The sequence below is a fragment of the Pseudomonas sp. MWU16-30323 genome, from assembly GCF_020515595.1.
In the GTDB taxonomy this organism is placed as follows: domain Bacteria; phylum Pseudomonadota; class Gammaproteobacteria; order Pseudomonadales; family Pseudomonadaceae; genus Aquipseudomonas; species Aquipseudomonas yamanorum.
Genome location: NZ_JAIWYM010000005.1, coordinates 161,511 through 181,116, shown reverse-complemented (window position 1 = coordinate 181,116; position 19,606 = coordinate 161,511). Strand labels below are relative to the sequence as shown.

The following is a 19,606-nucleotide window of genomic DNA, read 5'->3' as shown; positions in this document are numbered from 1 at the left end:
AGTCCAGCGGGAGCAAGCTCCCTCGCCACAACAGCGGCCCGCTACTTAGCTGATGGAAATTCCATCGCCCCAAACCCCGGCGAGTCCAACGCCAACCAGCGTCACCGAATCCGCGCCAAAACTCAGCACCGTATCGCCCCCCACCACTTTGGCGTGGTCACGCCAGTCCGCACTGCCCTCCACGTCCCGGAACACCAGCTTGTCAGTCGGCTGATAACCCACCACCCGGTCCTGCCCAAACTGCCCGCCGAACAGAAAGGTGTTATGCCCACTGTTGTCACGGATCGTGTCATTGCCCTTGCCGCCTTCAATAAAGTCCACGCCCTTGCCACCCTGAATCAGGTCATCACCCTCACTGCCGATAATGAACGTGTTGCCCTTGTGGGGCTCGGCATTGCGGTTGAGGTCCTGTACCCAGGTATTGGCCCGGGCCGGGTCCGACAGGTTGGCCACGATAATGGTCGAGTCCCGGCTGGTCAGGTCGTAGAACGTCGAGTCCAGGACACGGGTCAAGCCATCGCCATAGGCCGTGGGCAAGTGAGAAAGCCAGGTGGGGACATTGACGATGGAAAACGGCAGGACATTCCACAGCGTCGACGCGTAGTGATCGTTGAAGTTGACGATATTGTCCGTCGTCGACTCATGGGGCTTGTCGTGCACACCCAGGGACGAGAAGTTGAACGACGACCCGTCCAGCGCGCGAAACACCGGGTCGTTTTCATAACCGATGTTCAGCACCTTGTCGCCGCTGCTCTGGGTGGGCGAGGCATAGGCCACATAGTTGGAGTCCTTGTAGAAACCCGACCATTTATTGCCGCTCAAGTCGGCCATGCTGTTGACCGCCAGGCCGCCCAGGCTATGGCCGCTGACCACCACATCCTTGCCCGTGAGGCCATGACTGCCGGCATACGCCGCGACATCCTTGAGCAAGGTGCCAAAGGCCTCGCCGGCGTAGTTTTTCGCGTAATCCTTGGGCCCCAGCGCCGCCAGCAAATCACTGACCAGATCGCCAATGGAATCGCTGATCAGGGTTTCCCTGGGCCCGGAAGTCCCGCGAAAACCAATGCCGATTTCCAGCAGCTTGCCGGCGCCATCGTACTTGCCCAGCACTTCCACCTGCGCGGTGGTGTAGCCGGCCTTTTCACCGAAGAACGTGCCCCGGGCATCCACCTTGCCGCCATAGCCCAAGGTACTGGCGCTGATGGGCGTCCAGCCGGCCTTGTTGACCGCCTCAAGGGCGGCCTTTTCCGAGTCGGGGTTCCAGGGAATCCCCGGAATCACCCCCTGCGAATCGGTGCTGCCCAGCAGCGCACCCACCAGCGTGGCCGGCAGCCCCAGGCCAAAACCGTTGTGCTGATACCCCACGGCAAAGCCGTTGTCCAGGTTGTGGTAGGAGTACAGCGAGATCGCCATGGCATCGGCGAACAACGCTTTGGAGCCCTCGGTCCCGAGGTTTTTATAGTCGAAAACACCCATGGTATTGCCTCTCTTTTGTTGGAATTGTCGAGAAAGCCAAATTTGCCCAAATGGACGATTGGAACCGGATCAATGTGGGAGCTGCCTTGCTCCCACATTTCGAACTGCGGTGTTTAGAAAGCCCAGTCCAGGCTCAGCCCGACACCATGGACTTTCTCTTTGCTGGCCAGCAGGCCGTTGTAATCCAGGTTCACTTTCGCATCCTTGCTCAGCGCCAGGCTGACCCGCGCGCCCACCAAGGCCGCATCACGCACCATCGACGAACTCTCCACCGAGAACGACGGGCCGCCCGAGGCAAACGCCAAGTGACGCTCGGAATCGACGCTGCTCAGGTTGTGCTGCCAGCCCAGGGTGCCGGAAAGCTCCAGTTGCTGATGGTCGTTGATATTCAAGGTTTTCAGCGCTCGAGCCCCCAGGGTACTCAGCACCACATCGCGGCTGTCATCCCGGCCCTTCAAGGCCGCTGCATCACCCTTCTCGGTAAACCCGTCGGCATCCAGATGCACATACGCCAGGTTGGCAAACGGTTCCAGGGCCAGGGGTTGCAGGTTCAAGCGATAGGCCGCTTCGGTAAACACCTGGGTGCTGCGGGCATCCACCTTGGCTTTCTGCTTGCCGGCGACTTCACCGTATTGCAGCTCGCGCTTCACATCGGCGCGGTGCCAGCTGTAGGTCGCGCCACCGCTCAAACGCAAGGCACCGATTTCATGCCCGGCGTACGCGCCCAAGTGATAGCTGTCTACCGACGCCCGGGAATGGGTGTCGCTGCCCATGTTCAGCGACGTGTCGCTGTACCCCGCCACCAGGCCCACACGGGTGTCTTCATCCAGCGCGCCGTCCACACCCGCCAGCATGCCACCGATGGAGGTGGTGTAGCCCGCCGTATCGCTGCCGCTGTTGGTCTTGCCCCAGGCGCCCAGCGCCTTGACCCAGACGTTGCCACGGCTGTCGACGGTCTGGCTCGATGCGCCCATTTCCCCTTGCTGCAAACGTTCGCCGACGGCTTCGCGCAGGTAGCGGTTGTCATTGATCAATGCGGTTTCCAGCGCCGGGTAGATTTCCCCGGACAGCTGCTGGAATGCACCTTGGGCCGAGGCCGCATTCGGCGCCAGCAACAGGCTTTCATACACGGCGTTGCCCGCGCCCAATTGCTCGGCAGCGGCGGCCACCGAACGTTGGTTTGGCGTGGCCGCCACACTGGCAAAGGTGTTGGCATTGCGCCCCACATCCAGTTGCACGCCGTTGGCGGCGTAGTTCAAGGTGCCGCCGAGAAACAGGTAGTTGGGCAGCACCGAACCGAAGCTGCCGGTAATGCCGCCTGCGGCCTGCAGGATATTGTATTGGCGACCGATGAGGCTTTCGGCCTGGGTCTGGGTCAACAGCGTCGGGCTGTTTTCCAGGGCGAGGGTCACTGTGCCGCCGCTGAGGGTGGCCTTGCCGCCGGCGACGATGCGGTCACTGCTGGTTTGCGACAGCTCCACCGCGTAGGTGGAGCCTGCTGCGAAACTCACATCCCCCGCCACGTTCAGCGTGCCGATGGAGTTACCCGGTGCCACGGTACCGCCGCTGTTTGCCGTCAGCGAACCAATGCGCCCGGAACCGCCCACTACGCCGCTGTTGCTGACGGTGACGTCGGAGGTGATCGAACCATTGATCGCCAGCAACCCCTGGTTGACCAGGGTCGGGCCGCTGTAGGTGTTGGTGCCGGTCAATACCAGCGCACCAATGCCCTGCTTGGTCAGGCCGCCATGCCCGGCGATGTTGTTGCTCCACACATCCAGCCCACAATGCACGTCGGTGCACAGGCGCTGGGTCGGTTTGCCGGCATCCACCACGGCGCCAATCCCTGGCAGGTCCGCGACGAACTGACCGGAGCCGTAGGCACCGTCGATACGAAATTCGGCCGGAATATCCTCAGCCGTCACAAACATCCCCGGGCCGTTGATGGCCTTGCCCAGGTTGATCATGCCCCAGCCGTACAGCGAGTCGATGCCCGGTGCGCCGAGGTCGGTCGCGGTGGTTTTCAGCAGCGTGGAAATCTGCTCGCCACTCATGTACGGGAAGCGCTCCATCAGCACCGCCGCACTGCCGGCCACATGGGGCGCGGCCATGGAGGTGCCGTTGAAGTTGGCGTAGTCGGTGGTCAGGTTTTCCAGGGTGGTGCCGTTGATCACCGAGCTGTAGATCTTGGTCCCGGGGGCCGCCACGCAAAAGCTCGCCGCATAACCGCAGCGTGAAGAGAAGGTGCTGATCACGTACGGGTCGGAACTGGCGGTGTCGGGGTTCTGTTGCAGCGCCGCTACCGACAGCCAGTTGGGCGCGATCTCCGGCACGAAGTACGCGAGGCCCGAGATCGCGTCCGGGTTGTTGCGGTTGTAGTCGTTGCCGGCGGCAAAGATCGTCAGCACGCCGCTGCGGGCCGCATCGATGGCCCCTTGATAAGCGCCACCGGCGATGGTGCCAAGGATCGGCCGGATGTTATTGAACTGTGCCTGGGCTTCATTGAGCGTGAAGTTGGGGAACGCCGGATCCCGCCCGCCCTTGGCGTACTGGTCACCAATGCCGATGCCCCAGCTGTTGTTGATGATGCGTGCGCCGCTGGCCACCAGGGCATCCCAACCGGCTTTGTAGACCGCGCCGTCGTTGCCCAGGATGATCCCGTCTTCGGGGCCCGGGTCACCGTTTTCGGCACTGATGATCTGCGCATCGAACGCCACGCCATGCATCGGCCCGCCGTCACGGTTACCTGCGGCAATCCCGCCCACGTGGGTCCCGTGATTGCCGAGTTTGCCGTTGGAGCCCAGGGAGGGTGTGCCGTCGTAGCGGAACGCGTCCCCGGCCTTCACCGGGATGTAAGGGTCGGTGTATTGGCGAATGCCTTCGGTCACGATCGTGACCACTTTGCCGGGGCTGGCGAATTCCGGGTGCTGGGCATACACCGGCTGGTCGAAGATCCCCAGCTTTACGCCCTTGCCGGTGTAGCCGGCGGCGTAAGCAGCGTCTGCATGCACAGCGCCGAGCCCCCAATCGGCCTTGAATTCATTGCTGCGCCAGCTGGCAGCATCCCCCAGTTTTCCGCTTTCCACGTAGGGTGCGGCCTGGGCGGTACCCAGGCTGGCCAGGCAACACAGCAACGCGCCGTATGGCACGCAGCTCAAGGCCTTGAGCGGGTAGCCCGGGCCTGTTGGGATGGCGGATTGAAACCCTCGTTTTGTTTTTTTCACGGTGACCTTCCTTAGTTTTTATTGCACTTGTATAAATCACGTTTCTCCCAGGCGCCGCCGACCCAATGTGGGAGCGGGCTTGCTCGCGAATGCAGTGGCTCAGTTACAGGGTGCGTCGACTGACACACCGCATTCGCGAGCAAGCCCGCTCCCACAGTTGACCGCGTTGGGCCTCAGGATCTTGCTCAGAACTGCCAGTTCAGGCTCAACCCCACGCCCTGGATTTTTTCCCGGCCAGCCAGTTGGCCCGTGTAGTCGAGGTTGACCCGTGTGCTTTTGCTCAACGCCAGGCTGGCCTGTACACCCACCAGTGCCGCATCGCGCAGCAACGGCGAGCTTTGCACCGCAAACGACGGCCCACCGGCGACAAACGCCAGGTGCTCTTCGGATTCAACGGCACTCAGGCTGTGCTGCCAGCCCAACGAGCCGGAAACGTCCAGTTGCTGCCGATCATTGAGGGGGAAGGTTTTCGATGCCCGCAGGCCCAGGGTGCTCAGCACTGCATCGCGGCTGTCACTGCCACGCTCCAGCGCGGCGGCGTCGCCTTTTTCGTGAAAGCGTTCGTTGTCCAGGTGCACGTAAGCCAGGTTGGCGAACGGCTCCAGCGCCATCGATTGCAGGCTCAAACGGTAGGCCGCTTCGGTAAAGACCTGGGCGCTGCGGGCATCCAGTTTGGTCTTCTGCTTGCCGCTGGTTTCGCCGTACTGCAAGTCACGTTTCACGTCGCCGCGATGCCAGCTGTAGGCGCCGCCGACGCTCAAGCGCCAGTTGCCCAGCTCATGCCCGGCATAGGCGCCGAGGTGGTAGCTGTCGATGGACGCCGATGAATGCGTGCCGCTGCCCATGTTCAGCGAGCTGTCGCTGTAACCGGCCACGAGACCGGCGCGGGTCTGCTCGTCCAGAGCGCCGTCGACACCCGCCAGCATGCCGCCCAGCGAGGTGGTGTAGCCCGCCGTGTCGCTGCGGCTGTCGGTCTTGCCCCAACTGCCGAGCGCCTTGACCCACACATTGCTTTCACCCGCGACCGGCGTATGACGCAGGCGCTCGCCCACGGCGTCGCGCACCTGACGACTGTCGTTGATCAGCATCGTGCCGATGGCCGGATAGATTTCTCCCGACAGTTGCTGGAAGCCCGACTGCGCCGTGGCCGCCGAGTCTGACCGCAGGATGCTTTCGTACACCGGATTGCCCGCGCCCAACTGCTCGGCAGCCGCCGCCACCGAGCGCTGGTTGCGGGTGGCGCCGACACTGGCAAAGCTCGCATCACTGCGGGCAATGTCCAGTTGCACGCCGTTGGCGGCATAGTCGAGGGTGCCGCCGAGGAACAGGTAGTTGGGCAAGACCGCACCGAACTGCCCCTGGATCCCGCCCGCCGCCTGGAGAATGTTGTACTGGCGCCCCAGCAGGCTTTCGGCCTGTTGCAGGCTGAGCAAAGTCGGGCTGTTTTCCAGGGCCAGGGTCACCGTGCCGCCGCCGAGGATTGCCTTGCCGGTGGCGACAATCTGGTCGCTGCTGGTGGGGGTGAGTTCGACTGCATAGGTGGAACCGGCGGCGAGGTTCACGTCCCCGGCCACCTGCAAGGTACCCACGGAATTGCCCGGCGCCACAGTGCCGCCGTTGTTCACCTGCAACGCCGCGATACGGCCGGAGCCGCCCAGTGTGCCGCTGTCATTGACCGTCACTGCCGACGTCAGTGAGCCATTCACCGCCAACCGGCCGCCATTCACGGTGGTAGGGCCACGGTAGGTGTTATCCCCGCTCAGCACCAGGCTGCCCGCGCCGGACTTGATCAGGCTGCCTTCGTAGAGACGCTGGGCCGCCGCTGCTGCCCGGGCGGTGCCAACGGCATAGTCCGTCTGGTCCTGCTGACTCGCGCCAGCGCCCACGCCGTTCTCCCAGCCCTTGTCGCGCAGGGTTTGTTGCCAGGCCAGGGTTTCGGCGCTGTCTTCGGCCTGGCGCTGGATCAGGGCCTTGTCGGAGATCGCATTGCTCCACACATCGCCCTGCCCGGCCGCCAGTGTGACATTCATCGGTCCGAGCAATTGCCCAGGCCCGTGCATCGCCCGGCCAAGGTCCGGCACGCCCCAGCCGACCTGAGTGGTCGGTGCATCGGTGACCGCGCCATTGAGCTGAGTGGCCGTGGTCAACAGCACCTGCAAGGCCTGTTCGTTGTTCAGGTACGGGTAGCGTTCCATCACCAGTGCCAGTGCGCCCGTGGCATGGGGCGCCGACATCGAGGTGCCGGATTTCACCCCATAACCGCCATCGGGAATGGTGCTGTTGATCAACGCCCCGGGGGTGGAAATGCACCAGTACTTGGCGATGCCGCACTGGTTGTATTTCTGGTTATTCGCCTTGTCCAGGCCCGACACCGCCAGCCAGTGGCCCTCCAGTTCCGGCTGGAAATACGGCAAGGCTGAACGCACGCTGGCGTTGGCATAGCCGCTGTTCCCGGCGCTGAACACGTTGATCACCCCGGCCTTGGCTACATCGGCGGCGGCATCCAGCCAGGTGTTCCGGTTGTAGTGCTGGGCGTAGGCCGCGTGCAGGTCGCCCAGGGTCTGGTAGCTGACATCCTTGGGCTGGCTGCCCCAGCTGTTGTTGATCGCGCGCACGCCGGAATCCACCAGGGCGCTGTACACCGCCTTGAAGTACTTGGGATCCGGCGTGGGGCCGAACAGGAAGCTGTCATTGGCGTTGGTGTTGCCGACGTAGATCTGCGCGTTGTACGCCACACCGTGCATGCCCACGCCATCACGGGCCGCGCCCATGGTGCCGGTGACGTGGGTGCCATGGGAGTCGTTGTTGGGGTTGAGCGCGCCGGTGGTGCTGAACGGGCTGCCATCGACGTAGGCGCCGTTGGCGGTGACCGCGTGATAGCGGTCCTTGGAGGCTTCGGGATGGTTGGGGTCGAAACCCGAGTCGAGGGCGCCGATCTTCACCCCACTGCCCGTGATGCCGCTCGCGTAGGCCTCGTTGGCTTTCATCCGGTCCAGGCCCCAGTCACTCAGGAACTCGGCGGAGCGCCAACTGGCGGGGTCGCCGACTTTGCCGGTCTCGAGGTACTGCCCGTGGGCCGCCACTGACAGCAGCAGCAAGGAGCCTGCGGTGAAGGGTTTGAAGCGAGGTGAATCAGTGATCATGAAGAGTCCTTTTTCTTATTGTTGAAATACCAGTGGCGAGGGAGCTTGCTCCCGCTGGAGTGCGCAGCGCTCCCAAGATTTTGGGGCCGCTACGCAGCCCAGCGGGAGCAAGCTCCCTCGCCACAACAAGCTCCCTTGCCACAGCAAGCTCCCTCGCCACAACAAGCTCCCTTGCCACAGCAAGCTCCCTCGCCACAACAAGCTCCCTTGCCAAAACAAGCTCCCTCCCCACGAAAGCCCCCTTGCACCCGGTCATACTCGTCCAGGCATCAGCGGCTCTCAGGACCAAACGCCTCATCCACCTTGGCCAGGTCGGTGTCGCGCAAGTTGCCCGCGTAGTAATGCAATTTGGTCCAGGCCATCAGGTAGTCGTACCGCGCCTGGGCCAGGTCGCGGCGGGTGCTGTACAGCTGCTGCTCGGCGTTCAGCGCATCGAGGTTGACCCGCTCGCCGCCGAGGATGCTTTGCTTGGTGGAGACCACCAGTGCTTCAGCCGAGGTCAGCGCCTTTTGATACGCCCGCAACTTGCTGACCCCCGACAGGCAAGCGCTGAACTGGCGCCGCAGTTCGATCAGGGTTTCGCGGGTCTTGCCTTCCAGTTCGTATTCGGCCTGTTCCATGGCACGGCTGGCCTGGCGGGTGGAGGCCGAGACGCCGCCACCGGCGTACAGCGGCATGCTGACTTCGATGCCGATGGTGTTGGTGTCGTAGCGCTGGTTGTAGGTGTTGCCGCTGTCGGATTCCTGCTGGCGCGAGCTGGCATAGGCCGTGATCCGTGGCAGGTGCCCCGAGCGGTTGCGCTCTACCTCATAACGCGCCACTTCCACGGACTGGCGTTGCGAAGCCAGGTTGGGGTTGTTGGTCAGCGCGAGTTCGTGCCAGGTGTCGTAGTTGGCCGGGGTCAGGGTGAAGGCGGCAAATCCCGGGTTCAGCGGCGCCAGGTCACTGATGTTGACGCTCTGCACACCGATCAATGCGCCAAGCTCCCGCAGCGACGCGTCTTGCTCATCCAGCGCCTGGATTTCCTCGGCAGTCGCCAGCTCATAGCGCGATTCCGCTTCCAGGATGTCGGTGCGGGTGCCTTCGCCCTGCTGGAACAGATGCTGGTTCTGCTGAAACTGCTGCTCGTAGGCCTTCTTCTTGGCACGGGCGATGTCGATCTGGTCCTGGGCGAACAACGCCTGGGTGTAATAGGTCAGCACCCGTACCAGCAGCGCCTGGCTCTTGTCGCGAAAACTCTCGTCGGCAAACAGCGCCTGGGCCACGCCCTTGCGGTAGTTGGCATAGGCTTCGTAGTCGAACAGCGGCTGTTGCAGGGTGAAGGTGGAGCCGTAGCTGTTGTAGTTGCGGTCATCGTGATAATTGCCGCCGCGGCCATCGGGCAAGGTGGCCTGGGAGTTGTTGCGGCCCTTGTTGTAGTTGTACGACAGCTTGGGCAGCAGGCCGGCGCGGCCGATGGTGCGGTTCTCCAGGCCGGCGTCGCGCTCCTTGATGGCGCCGAGGAATACCGGGTCATTGCGCAGGGCCTGCTCGTAGACATCGAACGGCCCCATGGCGGCCTGGGCGCTGCTGCACGCGAGTAACAAGGCGATGAACATCGGCTTCATGCTCATTCCTCGGTCAGTGCCGAGCCGGCGCGGTCCAGCAGCGGCTTGAACAGGTAATTGAGCAAGGAGCGTTCGCCGGTGCGGATGAACATCTCGGCGGGCATCCCCGGCTTGATCACCAGGCCATGGAGTTTTTCCAGGGCGTTGCTGCTGACGACGGTGCGCAACACGTAGTACGGCATGCCGGTTTTTTCGTCGAGCATCTGGTCGGCGGAGATCAGGCTCACCTCCCCCGGTACCCGGGGCGTGCGGCTCTGGTTGAAGGCGGTGAAGAGGATGTCCACCGGCAAGTGGGCGCCGACCTTGTCCACCAGATGCACCGGCAAGCGCCCTTCCACTTCCAGGCGGGTGTCCTGGGGCACGATTTCCAACAGGGTTTCGCCGGCCCGCACCACAGCGCCTTCGGTGTGCACGCCGAGGTTGACGGCGATGCCGTCGGCGGGCGCGTTGATTTCGCTGTGCTGCAGGTCGAAACCGGCGGAGGTCAGTTGCTGCTCCAGGGTCAGGCTGCGCAGTTGCGCGTCAGCCAGTTGGCTGCGGACTTCCTTCTGATATTCCTCGCTGTGCTGCTGCAACTTGAGGCGCGATTCGAGGATGCCCTGCTCCACCCGCCCGCTTTCCCCGGTGTTCTGTGCCAGGTCCTGTTGCACCTGGGACAGTTGGCGCTGGTACTCCATCAAGCGGTTGCGCGGGATGTAGCCGTTGTCGGCCAGGGGTTGAAGGTTGTTCAACTGGTCACGCAGGGATTGCGCCTGGGCGGTCAGGTCGCTGCGGGCGCGGCGCATGCCGTTCAACTGCGCGGTGGCGCCTTCGATACTCGCGCGAATCCCGGCCTGTTCCCGGGCAAAGGCTTCGCGGCGGCTGCTGAACAGTTGGCGCTGGCCGTCGAGGACCAATGCCAGGGCTTGATCGGGGTTGGTGCTGAGTTCGGGGGGAAAGGTAATCGTCGACTGGTTATCCCGCTCGCTCTGCCACCGCGCCACGCTGGCCCAGGCCATGCGGTATTGGGCTTGCAGGGAGTGCACGTCAGCCTGGTTTTGCGTCTGGTCGAGGCGGAACAGGGGTTGGCCCTGCTTCACCGCCTCGCCTTCACGCACCAGGATCCGGCTGACCACGCCGGGGCTGAGGGTTTGTACCGCCTTGCGCTTGCCCGACACCACCACCGTGCCTTGTACCGGAATCCCCTGGTCCAGCGGCGCCAGGCTGGCCCACAGGAAAAACCCGCCAGCGCCGACCACCGTCAGCAGCCAGCCCATGCGGGCAAAGAAGCGCGCGTCGTGTTCGGGGTGAGTCTGTTCGTAATCGCGGTTGATTTGAATGCTGTTGTCGCTGCTCATGCGCCTGGATTCCTTCCGGCTTGATACTGACGGCTGAGGCTGACCCCGGCCTTTTCTCGCGGTGCTTCCTGCTGGCCGGACAGCGCCCGCAGCACGTCCTGGCTCGGACCAAACGCCTGCAAGCGGCCATCGTTAAGCACCAGCAGCTTGTCGGCCTGGGCCAACGCCGAGGAACGGTGAGTCACCAGCACCACCGTGCTGCCCTGGGCCTTCATCTGCATGATCGCGCTGGCCAGGGCGGCTTCGCCCACGGTGTCGAGGTTGGAGTTGGGCTCGTCGAGCACGATCAGGCGCGGGCCGCCGTACAGCGCACGGGCCAGGGCGACCCGTTGTTTCTGGCCGCCGGACAGGCCGCTGCCCTCGTCACCGAGGATCGTGTCGTAGCCGTGGGGCAAACGCAGGATCAATTCGTGCACGCCCGCTTGTTGAGCGGCCTGCACCACCCGCTCCGGGTCGGCTTCGCGAAAGCGTGCGATGTTGTCGGCGATGCTGCCGCTGAACAGTTCGATGTCCTGAGGCAGGTAGCCAATATGCGGGCCGAGGTCGTCGCGGTCCCAGCGATGGATGTCGGCACCGTCCAGGCGCACGGTGCCCGCCAGGGTTGGCCACACGCCCACCAGCACCCGAGCCAGGGTCGACTTGCCGGAGCCGGAAGCACCCAGCACGCCGAGCACTTCACCCGCCGTCAGGTTGAAGCTGACCTGATGCAAGGTCGGTACACGCCTCCCCGGCGGGCCCGCGCTGACCTGCTCGAAACTGACATTGCCCTTGGGCGCCGGCAAGGCCATCTGCTCGCTCTGGGGCGGGAATTCGCGCATCAGGCTGTCCAGGCGCTGATAAGCCAGCTTGGCCGAACTCCATTGCTTCCACACGGCAATCAACTGGTCGATGGGGCTCAACACCCGGCCCATCAGGATCGAACCGGCGATCATCATCCCTGCCGTCATGTCGCCCTTGATCACCAGCAACGCCCCCAGGCCCAGCACCAGCGATTGCAGGCACAGGCGCAGGGATTTACTGAGGGAACTGATGATCGAACCGGTGTCGCTGGCCTTGTTCTGCAAGCCCAGAAACTGCGAATGCACCTTGAACCAGCGCTTGCGCAAGGCGCCGAGCATGCCCATGGCCTGGATGGTTTCGGCGTTGTGCAGGTGGCTGGTGGCCAACTGGGTGGATTGCTGGGAAAACCCGCTGGCTTCACCCAGGGGTTTTTTGGTCAGGTATTCGTTGAGGCACGCCAGGGCAATCAGCAGCACTGCACCGGCGCTGGCCAAGACCCCCAGCCAGACGTTGAACAGGAAGATCACAAACAGGTAGATCGGAAACCACGGTGCATCGAAAAACGCGAACAGCGCCGGCCCCGTGATGAATTGGCGGATGTGGGTCAGGTCCCCCAGGGATTGCCCGCCATGGCCTTCGCCCCGTTGCAGGTTGCGCTCGAAGGCGGCCTTGTACACCCGCAGGTTGAAACGCCGCTCCAGTTGGCTGCCGATGCGAATCACGATAAAGCTGCGGATCACCTCAAGCACGCCGATAAAGGCGAAGAACCCCACCACCATGAGCGTCAACATCACCAGGGTGGTTTCGTTCTGTGAAGACAGCACGCGGTCGTAGACTTGCAACATATAAATCGACGGCACCAGCATCAATACGTTAATCAATGCCGTGAAGCAGCCAATACTGATCAGAATACTTTTGTAGTCACCGAGTGCTTTGAACAGTGGTGCAGCGGGAGTGGTCTTCGCCATGTTGCCTGATCTTCCCTGAGCCGAATGACGCGCAATAGTTTGCCAGGCGCCCCATTAAGGGGCGGGCAAACATTAAAATCGGGTTATATCGTTATAACGAACTTTTAGGGTGCACGTTGTAATATCAATACCGCGCCAGACTTTACGCGGCCTTCATATTCGCCTTCTTTCTGGCGATTCAAATGAGTGATGCCGGTGCCTTCGGCATTCATCAACCAAATACCGTCGGGCGTTGGCGTCCAACTAACGGGGGTTTCACCCAGCCATTGTCCCGCGCACTCCACATCGCCCCCCAGGGCGTTGGCCTGTTCAATCAGATCCAGCGCACACACCTGCGCTTGCTGGTGCAGCGTCCAATGCCCGGCCAACTGCGCGGACGTGGGTAAAACCAGACTGCTTGCCATTGCTGTGGCTCCTGCCGACATAAGCAACGCCTGGAGACACCAGGCAACTGTACTGCGAAATAGCGTCATCACCTTCGCCCGTTCAAGGGGTGGATGCAAGGGCAGAGGGCGGCGCGTGTGCGCCACCCTCCTTTACACCTGAATCAAGCCACGATGTCGCTGACGGCTGCCTGGCCAACGGTGGTGACGAGGAAATCCGCCACGCCGTGCCCGGAGAAGTCCACTGCCAATGTGCCCAGATTGGTACCCGAGGCGTAGGACAGTACCGCGTCGCCGGCGTGACCGGTAAACGCGTTGACGAAGGTCAGGCCTGCACCTTTGGTGATGCCGGTGAGGTCGATCTTGTCCGAACCCGAAGTGAAGTCGAAGATCTTGTCGGCCGCACCTGGCTTGGAGTCCGAGCTGGCGCCGAACACAAAGGTGTCGTTGCCTGAACCGCCCCACAGCTGGTCTGCACCGCCGCCGCCGTAGATGATGTCGTTGCCGGCACCGCCCTTGAGGACGTTGGCTGCGGCGTTACCGATCAGCAGGTCGTTGCCCGAACCGCCGATGGCATTCTCTACGGTCACGCCCTTGGCGATGGAAACGTTACCCACCAGGCCGCCAACGTCGGAGAACGAGGTCTCATTGAGGTTGATCTTCTGGTTTTGGGTAAAGCCGGAGAAGTCCAGGGTGTCGTTGCCGCCACCGTCCCACACCGAGAACACCAGCTTGTCGGCCGATGAGGTGGCGCTGAGGAAATCACGCCCGGTGTTGGAGTTGAAGCCGTAGGTGGTGTCGCCGGCGCGGGTGTTGTAGTTGGCGCCGTAGAGCTTCTGGATCGCGGCGATGTCGTCGATCAGCGGGCCGGAGGAGTAAGCCTCTACCCCGCCTTTGCTGAAGTTCTGGTTGGTGTTGCTCTCGCTCCAGTAACTCATGACGCTGTAGCCACGCGTGTCCTGTCCATAGTCCGCGTCTTTGTAAGAAGGGTTGCCGGTCCCGGCGTTGTAGTCGCCAGGGTGGTCCAGGCCCAGGGTGTGGCCGATTTCGTGGGTCAGGGTCTGCCGGCCATAGTTGTTCAGGTCTGGCGTCTTGTTCGGCGTGTAGCTGTTGTTGGTCAGGTACCAGGAAGTGCCGTCAAGCCCGCTTTCGTTGTACTTGGCGTTGGTGCCTGGCAGGTAGGCAAAGGCCGCTGCGCCGTCCTGGCCGCCGCTGTAGTTGCCGAAGGTCATGTGGAAGTCACCGCCCGAGGCTTTCTCGGTGAAGGTGACATTGGCCACGTCAGCCCAGGATTGCATGGCCAGTACGGCCTGTGCTTTCTGCTGGGTGTTGAACTGGCTGAACCCGGTGATCCCATGCTTGTTCATGGTGGCGTTGGAAGCCGAGGTCAGGAAGGTGTAGGTGAGATCGATCTTGCCGTTGCCATCCACGTCCCGGTACGCGGCGTTCTCACGCAGCAGGTGGTCGGCGGCCTGGTCAACGGTGAACGAGGGTTTGCCATTGACCGTGAGGTTGCCGCCACGGTCGTATTGATGGCTAAAGCTATCGATTTGCGTATAGGCGGTACTTGCTTGAGCCGCCGACACAATAGCTTTGTCTTTTACTTTTGACATAAACGTACTTCCTTGTTTGCAAGTGGAACAGTTTTTGTCCGACCGGACTCACTTTGGCGAGTAAGTCCGATCACTCGCCCCTTTTGAAGGCGAAAGAAAACTGACACAACCTGAAATCATTCGTCCAGCGGTTTTTATCCAAGGAAAAAGTTGGGCCGACGAACAAAACCTGCAAACATTGGCAAATAGCACCTTATAAAAATCCAGCTATTTAAATATTAAATACTCCTAAAGACATTTGATGAGGAATGGATCCAAAGTATTGCTTGAGGTGCACTAAGAAAGTGTCACCGTGTCATTATTAGTATTGAATGGCCACTATTTAAGTATTTGTCCCGCATTACCGGGACAAGACTTAGTTTATTTATCGGTCGCGCCAGCCTGCTTTACGTAATGCCTGCAGGAGTGTTTGCGAGTCCAGCCCCGGCACGCATACCCCGTCGTCGGTGAGCATGTCCTCCCCTGCCACTATCGCATTAATGATCGCTTCCTCGACCGCTTCCGCCGCCGCGCTGAACAAGGGCGAAATGTGGTCGTTATTGACCATCTGCAGCGATGTGCTAAGGGGCAAGCCCTTGCGCCCGTAGTCGGCCGCCGGTAAATCCTGGTTGCCAGTGGCAAACGCGAGGAACAGGTCCCCGCTGGAGTCCTCGGTACCGCCACCCGTGCGCGCAATCCCTATGGACGCGCGCTGTGCCAGGCGCTGGCATTGATGGGGCAACAACGGCGCATCGGTGGCAATGATCACCACGATGGAGCCCATGCCGGGAGTGCCGCGATCGGCGAACGGTGAGGGAATTTCCATCAGTTGCCGACCTACCGGATAACCGTCCACCCGCAATTCCTGGCGCTTGCCGTGGTTGGCCTGCACCAGCACGCCGACGGTCCAGCCACCCTGCTCCGCCGACAGGCGCCGCGAGGCCGTGCCGATCCCGCCCTTGAACTCATGGCAGATCATCCCGGTGCCGCCGCCCACGGCGCCCTCCGCCACCGGGCCGGACTCGGCGTTGGCCAGCGCCTCGCGCACATGCTCCGGGCCGACGTGCTGGCCCCAGATATCGTTGAGCAAGCCGTCGTAGGTTTCCATCACCACCGGCATGCACCAATACACGGCGGGGTCTTCGAGGCTTTCGCGCTCCAGGGCGATCAGCGTGTCGCGCACAATCCCGATGCTGTGGGTGTTGGTGATCGCCAGCGGCGTGGTCAGCAACCCCGATTCGCTGATCCACTCAAGGCCCGTGGCGTCGCCATTGCCGTTGAGCACGTGGTAGCCGGCAAAACACGGCTGATACCGCGCGGCACCGGCCCGGGGCTGGATCGCCGTGACCCCGGTACGCACCTGTTTGCCATTGATGCGGGTCTTGATCGTGCTGTGGCCGACCCGAACCCCTGGAACGTCGGTGATGGCATTCAACTCACCGGGCGTGCCCAGTCCCAACGTGATGCCCAATTGACGTGCGCGCATAACCACTCCTTACAATTTCTGAAACGCCGGACTCAACCGGCCACTGATGCAATACAGGATCACCGACAGTGCCAACAGGCCGATGATAATCATGATGTCCCGAACCGAGGCGGCCATCGCCAGGGTCACCAGCAGGTAACCGGCGCCGATGACCGCCAGCAATGCCGGCACTGGCCACAACGGCATGCGATACGGATGCTCGCGGTCACGCAGCAACACCCGGCTCATCAATGCGCTCAACGCCACAATCAGGTACACCAGCATGATCAGCAGCACGCTGAAGGACGTCAGGTCCGCCAGGTTCGAGCTGAAGCTGAGCAACGCCGATGGAATCGCCAGGAACAGCGTCGCCAACCACGGTGAATCCCAGCGCGGATGAATCCGAGTGAACAGTTTGTTGATGGTCGGCGTCCACAGCGCATCGCGGCCGCTGCTGAACACCACCCGACCGATCTGAATCACGATGGCGACAATGGCGTTGAACACCGACAGGAAAATCCCGGCGCTCACCAACCGTGACAGGGTTTCATTGCCATGGCTGGTCAGCAAGTAGCCGATCGGGTCGGGGCTGCTGATCATCGCGCTGAGGGAGGGAGCACCGATCAACAACGCTGTGATGGGCACCAGTTCGATGACCACCACCAGGCCCAGGGACCACAACACCGCCTTGTGCACGCCCTTGCCGCCGCACTTCATGTCTTCGGCCAGCAACACCGCCGGGCCATAGCCATTGAAGGAGAACAGGCCAATGCCCACCGCACCGATCACCAGCGCCCAAGGCGCCAGGTGCAACACGCCGTTTTCGACGATTTGCGGTTGCAGCAGCACGCTGATCGGCTGCACCGGGTTGCCGAAGCCGATAAACACGATCACCAGCAACGCCGCCACTTCCAGCAGCAGGCAGGTGCCGGTGATCCAGGCATTCAGCTTGATATTCAGGATGCCCAGGGCGTAGCTGCACACCACAATCACCAGGGCTACGGTTTGCGAGTCGAACGTTGTACCCAGGGCGTTATTCAGGTAAGTCGCCGCCCCGGTGGCCAGCACCGGCGGGATAAACAGCAACATCACCAATACCGTGAGGAACGTCGCGTAACCGGCCATGCCGCCGAACACCCGCTTGGCGTACACGTACTCACCGCCGGCACTGTTGTGGGCGCGCCCGAGTTCGGCGTAGCAAAAGGCGAACATCAGCGCGAGCAACGCGGCCATCACAAAAGCCAGGAACACCCCGCTGCCGGCCTGCTGGATGGCAAAGGGCGCAATCACGAACACTGAACTGGCCGGGGTCACCGCCGAGACGGTAATGGCCACCACATCGAACACACTCAGGGTGGGTTTCAGCACGCCGTCGGGCGTGGAAGGAGCACTCATATCGTTATCCTCTTGATTGTTCTTGGTTTGAGGCAGAAACGAAAAGGCAAAGCGACGCGGGGTATGTTCCCCGCTGACTGGCGGCCAACTTAAACGCTCTGTATAAGGCGGCCAATTCCCCTATTGGAGTACTCCCCTTGACGCCGCCGGGCAAAAGTCGAACCCTTGCGGCCTGAATCCTTTGCGTGGAGCTGCACATGAGCCTGTTCAGGGAAGTCGGCATGCACGCGGGCCTGGGCCGTACCGTCGCACAGATCGGCACCGGGCGCTTCTGGAAACAACTGGTGCTGTTGTTGCATCAATGCGTGCCCTTCGACAATGCCCTGGCGATCTTCTACCCCACCGATGGCGCGCCCCAGGCGCTGGAAGAATACGACGCACAACCGAGCAGCAAACCGGCGTCGATGCTGGTTTACCTCAATGGCTTGTACTTGCTGGACCCATTTTTCCAGGCATGTCGCGAGGGGTATGCCAGTGGCGTGTACCGCCTTGAAGAAGTCGCACCGGATCATTTTCGACAGAGTGAATACTTCCTCAACTACTTCCACGACAACGTGCTGGAGGACGAGGTGCAGTTCATCCTGCAATTGCCGGGTGCGGGGACGTTGTCGCTGTCGTTGGGCATGCAGCGGCTGTTTACCGGGGAGGAGACGGGGTTGATGACGACGTTGGCGGCCTGGGTGTTGCCGTTGATGCAGCAGCATTGGCAGCAGAGTACCCAGCGGGTGGCGGCGCCTGCGCAAATGGCCAGCCAGATTCGCGATGCGCTGAGTCATTTTGGTTGCGGGGTGTTGTCGGAGCGGGAACTGGAGATTGCACGGCTGGTGTTGCGCGGGTTTTCGTCAAAAGCCATGGCCGAACGGCTGAATATCTCGCCGGATACGGTCAAGGTTCACCGTCGGCACCTGTATGCCAAGCTGGATATCTCGTCGCAGCCGGAGTTGTTTTCGTTGTTTATCCAGTCGTTGGGGCATGACTTGGAGAATCCTTAATGATCGTTCCCACGCTCTGCGTGGGAACGCCGCCCTGGACGCTCCGCGTCCGCTTTTGAAGTCGTGACGCGGAGCGTCACAGGATGCATTCCCACGCGGAGCGTGGGAACGATCATCAGCGGCCGGTGCGAATGGTGTTCCACACCCGTGTGCGAATCCGGTCGATGTTCAGCGGCATCGCTTCCAGTGCAAACAACTTGCCCATCATTTCCGGGCTTGGGTACACCTTGGTGTCGCTCTTGATCGCCGGGTCTACCAGGCTGTCAGCTGCGGAGTTGCCGTTGGCGTAGTGCACGTAGTTGGTGATGCTGGCCATGACTTCCGGGCGCAGCAGGTAGTTCATGAACGCATAACCGGCTTTTTCATCCGGGGCATCGGCGGGCATGGCGACCATGTCGAACCAGATGGCGGCGCCTTCCTTGGGAATGTTGTAGCCGATGTTCACGCCGTTCTTGGCTTCCTTGGCGCGGCTTTCGGCCTGGAGGATGTCGCCGGAGAAGCCCACGGCCACGCAGATGTCGCCGTTGGCCAGGTCGGCGGTGTATTTCGAGGAGTGGAAGTACGCCACGTACGGCCGCACTTTCATCAGCAGGTCCTCGGCCTTTTTGTAGTCTTCCGCCTTCTTGCTGTGGTGCGGCAGCCCCAGGTAGTTGAGCGCTGCCGGCAGCAGTTCCGGGCCATTGTCGAGGATCGCCACGCCACATTTCTGCAGCTTTTGCATGTTTTCGGGCTTGAAGATCAGGTCCCAGGAATCCACCGGGGCGTTGTCGCCGAGTACCGCCTTGACCTTGTCGATGTTGTAGCCAATGCCAGTGCTGCCCCACAGGTAAGGGAAGCCGTGGGCGTTGCCCGGGTCGTTGTTTTCCAGGGCCTTGAGCAGCACCGGGTTGAGGTTCTTCCAGTTGGGCAACTGGCTCTTGTCGAGCTTCTTCAACGCCCCGCCCTGGATCTGCCGGGCCATGAAGTGGTTGGACGGGAACACCACGTCGTAGCCGGATTTGCCGGTCATCAACTTGCCGTCGAGGGTTTCGTTGCTGTCGTACACGTCGTAGGTGAAGCCGATCCCGGTTTCTTTCTGGAAATTCTTGGTGGTGTCGGGGGCGATGTAGTCCGACCAGTTGTAGATCTTCACCGTCTCGGCGGCTTGGCTGAGGGTGGCGACAAATACCAGCGGCAACAGGGCAATGGGTCTCATGGTTCGATTTCCTGGCGGTTTTAGGGCTGTTTTTATGGCAGGCGATCAA

At 62.0% G+C, this 19,606-nt stretch carries 12 protein-coding genes; 1 reads left to right on the top strand and 11 read right to left on the bottom strand.

Annotated features, from left to right (window positions below; all coding sequences use genetic code 11):
• Positions 1-45 precede the first annotated feature (45 nt).
• The 10 genes from LIY45_RS08705 to LIY45_RS08660 all read right to left on the bottom strand — a co-directional run bounded on the left by LIY45_RS08705 (position 46) and on the right by LIY45_RS08660 (position 17,370).
• Positions 46-1,476, bottom strand: a complete 1,431-nt coding sequence (locus LIY45_RS08705; protein ID WP_226476012.1) for a lipase — start codon at positions 1,474-1,476, stop codon at positions 46-48.
• A 113-nt stretch (positions 1,477-1,589) separates the two neighbouring features.
• Positions 1,590-4,700: an autotransporter serine protease gene (locus tag LIY45_RS08700; RefSeq protein WP_226476011.1), complete on the bottom strand. Its 3,111-nt coding sequence runs from the start codon at positions 4,698-4,700 to the stop codon at positions 1,590-1,592.
• Positions 4,701-4,885: 185 nt separating this feature from the next.
• On the bottom strand, positions 4,886-7,843 hold the full coding sequence (locus LIY45_RS08695; protein ID WP_226476010.1) for an autotransporter serine protease: 2,958 nt from the start codon (positions 7,841-7,843) through the stop codon (positions 4,886-4,888).
• Between the two features lie 269 nt (positions 7,844-8,112).
• Complete coding sequence (locus LIY45_RS08690) at positions 8,113-9,450, bottom strand: TolC family outer membrane protein (protein ID WP_226476009.1); 1,338 nt, start codon at positions 9,448-9,450, stop codon at positions 8,113-8,115.
• 2 nt (positions 9,451-9,452) lie between these two features.
• Entirely contained in the window at positions 9,453-10,787 is a 1,335-nt protein-coding gene (locus tag LIY45_RS08685; RefSeq protein ID WP_226476008.1) for an HlyD family type I secretion periplasmic adaptor subunit, read from the bottom strand.
• Positions 10,784-12,535 (bottom strand): type I secretion system permease/ATPase, encoded by a 1,752-nt coding sequence (locus LIY45_RS08680; RefSeq protein ID WP_226476007.1) that lies wholly within the window; start codon positions 12,533-12,535, stop codon positions 10,784-10,786. Before LIY45_RS08680 ends, LIY45_RS08685 begins: the two co-directional genes overlap by 4 nt.
• 104 nt (positions 12,536-12,639) lie before the next feature.
• Positions 12,640-13,008 (bottom strand): AprI/Inh family metalloprotease inhibitor, encoded by a 369-nt coding sequence (locus tag LIY45_RS08675; protein WP_226476006.1) that lies wholly within the window; start codon positions 13,006-13,008, stop codon positions 12,640-12,642.
• 74 nt (positions 13,009-13,082) lie between these two features.
• Positions 13,083-14,531, bottom strand: coding sequence for a serralysin family metalloprotease (locus LIY45_RS08670; RefSeq protein ID WP_226476005.1), 1,449 nt, complete (start codon positions 14,529-14,531; stop codon positions 13,083-13,085).
• A gap of 364 nt (positions 14,532-14,895) precedes the next feature.
• Positions 14,896-15,996, bottom strand: coding sequence for a P1 family peptidase (locus tag LIY45_RS08665; RefSeq protein WP_226476004.1), 1,101 nt, complete (start codon positions 15,994-15,996; stop codon positions 14,896-14,898).
• A 9-nt stretch (positions 15,997-16,005) separates the two neighbouring features.
• Entirely contained in the window at positions 16,006-17,370 is a 1,365-nt protein-coding gene (locus LIY45_RS08660; RefSeq protein WP_226476003.1) for an APC family permease, read from the bottom strand.
• Positions 17,371-17,561: 191 nt separating this feature from the next.
• Here LIY45_RS08660 and LIY45_RS08655 point away from each other — a divergent pair, with 191 nt between their 5' ends.
• The gene (locus LIY45_RS08655; protein WP_226476092.1) at positions 17,562-18,362 is read left to right on the top strand and encodes a helix-turn-helix transcriptional regulator; all 801 of its coding nucleotides are present in this window, start codon (positions 17,562-17,564) and stop codon (positions 18,360-18,362) included.
• 115 nt (positions 18,363-18,477) lie between these two features.
• Here the strand turns inward: LIY45_RS08655 and LIY45_RS08650 are convergent, their stop codons facing one another.
• A complete protein-coding gene (locus tag LIY45_RS08650; RefSeq protein WP_017479712.1) occupies positions 18,478-19,557 on the bottom strand; it encodes a polyamine ABC transporter substrate-binding protein in 1,080 nt (359 codons plus the stop codon).
• Positions 19,558-19,606 lie beyond the last annotated feature (49 nt).

Coding starts and splice junctions, on each gene's coding strand:
- LIY45_RS08650 (WP_017479712.1), bottom strand. CDS start 19,557: ATGAGACCCATTGCCCTGTTGCCGCTGGTATTTGTCGCCACCCTCAGC.
- LIY45_RS08705 (WP_226476012.1), bottom strand. CDS start 1,476: ATGGGTGTTTTCGACTATAAAAACCTCGGGACCGAGGGCTCCAAAGCG.
- LIY45_RS08680 (WP_226476007.1), bottom strand. CDS start 12,535: ATGGCGAAGACCACTCCCGCTGCACCACTGTTCAAAGCACTCGGTGAC.
- LIY45_RS08690 (WP_226476009.1), bottom strand. CDS start 9,450: ATGAAGCCGATGTTCATCGCCTTGTTACTCGCGTGCAGCAGCGCCCAG.
- LIY45_RS08675 (WP_226476006.1), bottom strand. CDS start 13,008: ATGACGCTATTTCGCAGTACAGTTGCCTGGTGTCTCCAGGCGTTGCTT.
- LIY45_RS08695 (WP_226476010.1), bottom strand. CDS start 7,843: ATGATCACTGATTCACCTCGCTTCAAACCCTTCACCGCAGGCTCCTTG.
- LIY45_RS08660 (WP_226476003.1), bottom strand. CDS start 17,370: ATGAGTGCTCCTTCCACGCCCGACGGCGTGCTGAAACCCACCCTGAGT.
- LIY45_RS08665 (WP_226476004.1), bottom strand. CDS start 15,996: ATGCGCGCACGTCAATTGGGCATCACGTTGGGACTGGGCACGCCCGGT.
- LIY45_RS08670 (WP_226476005.1), bottom strand. CDS start 14,531: ATGTCAAAAGTAAAAGACAAAGCTATTGTGTCGGCGGCTCAAGCAAGT.
- LIY45_RS08685 (WP_226476008.1), bottom strand. CDS start 10,787: ATGAGCAGCGACAACAGCATTCAAATCAACCGCGATTACGAACAGACT.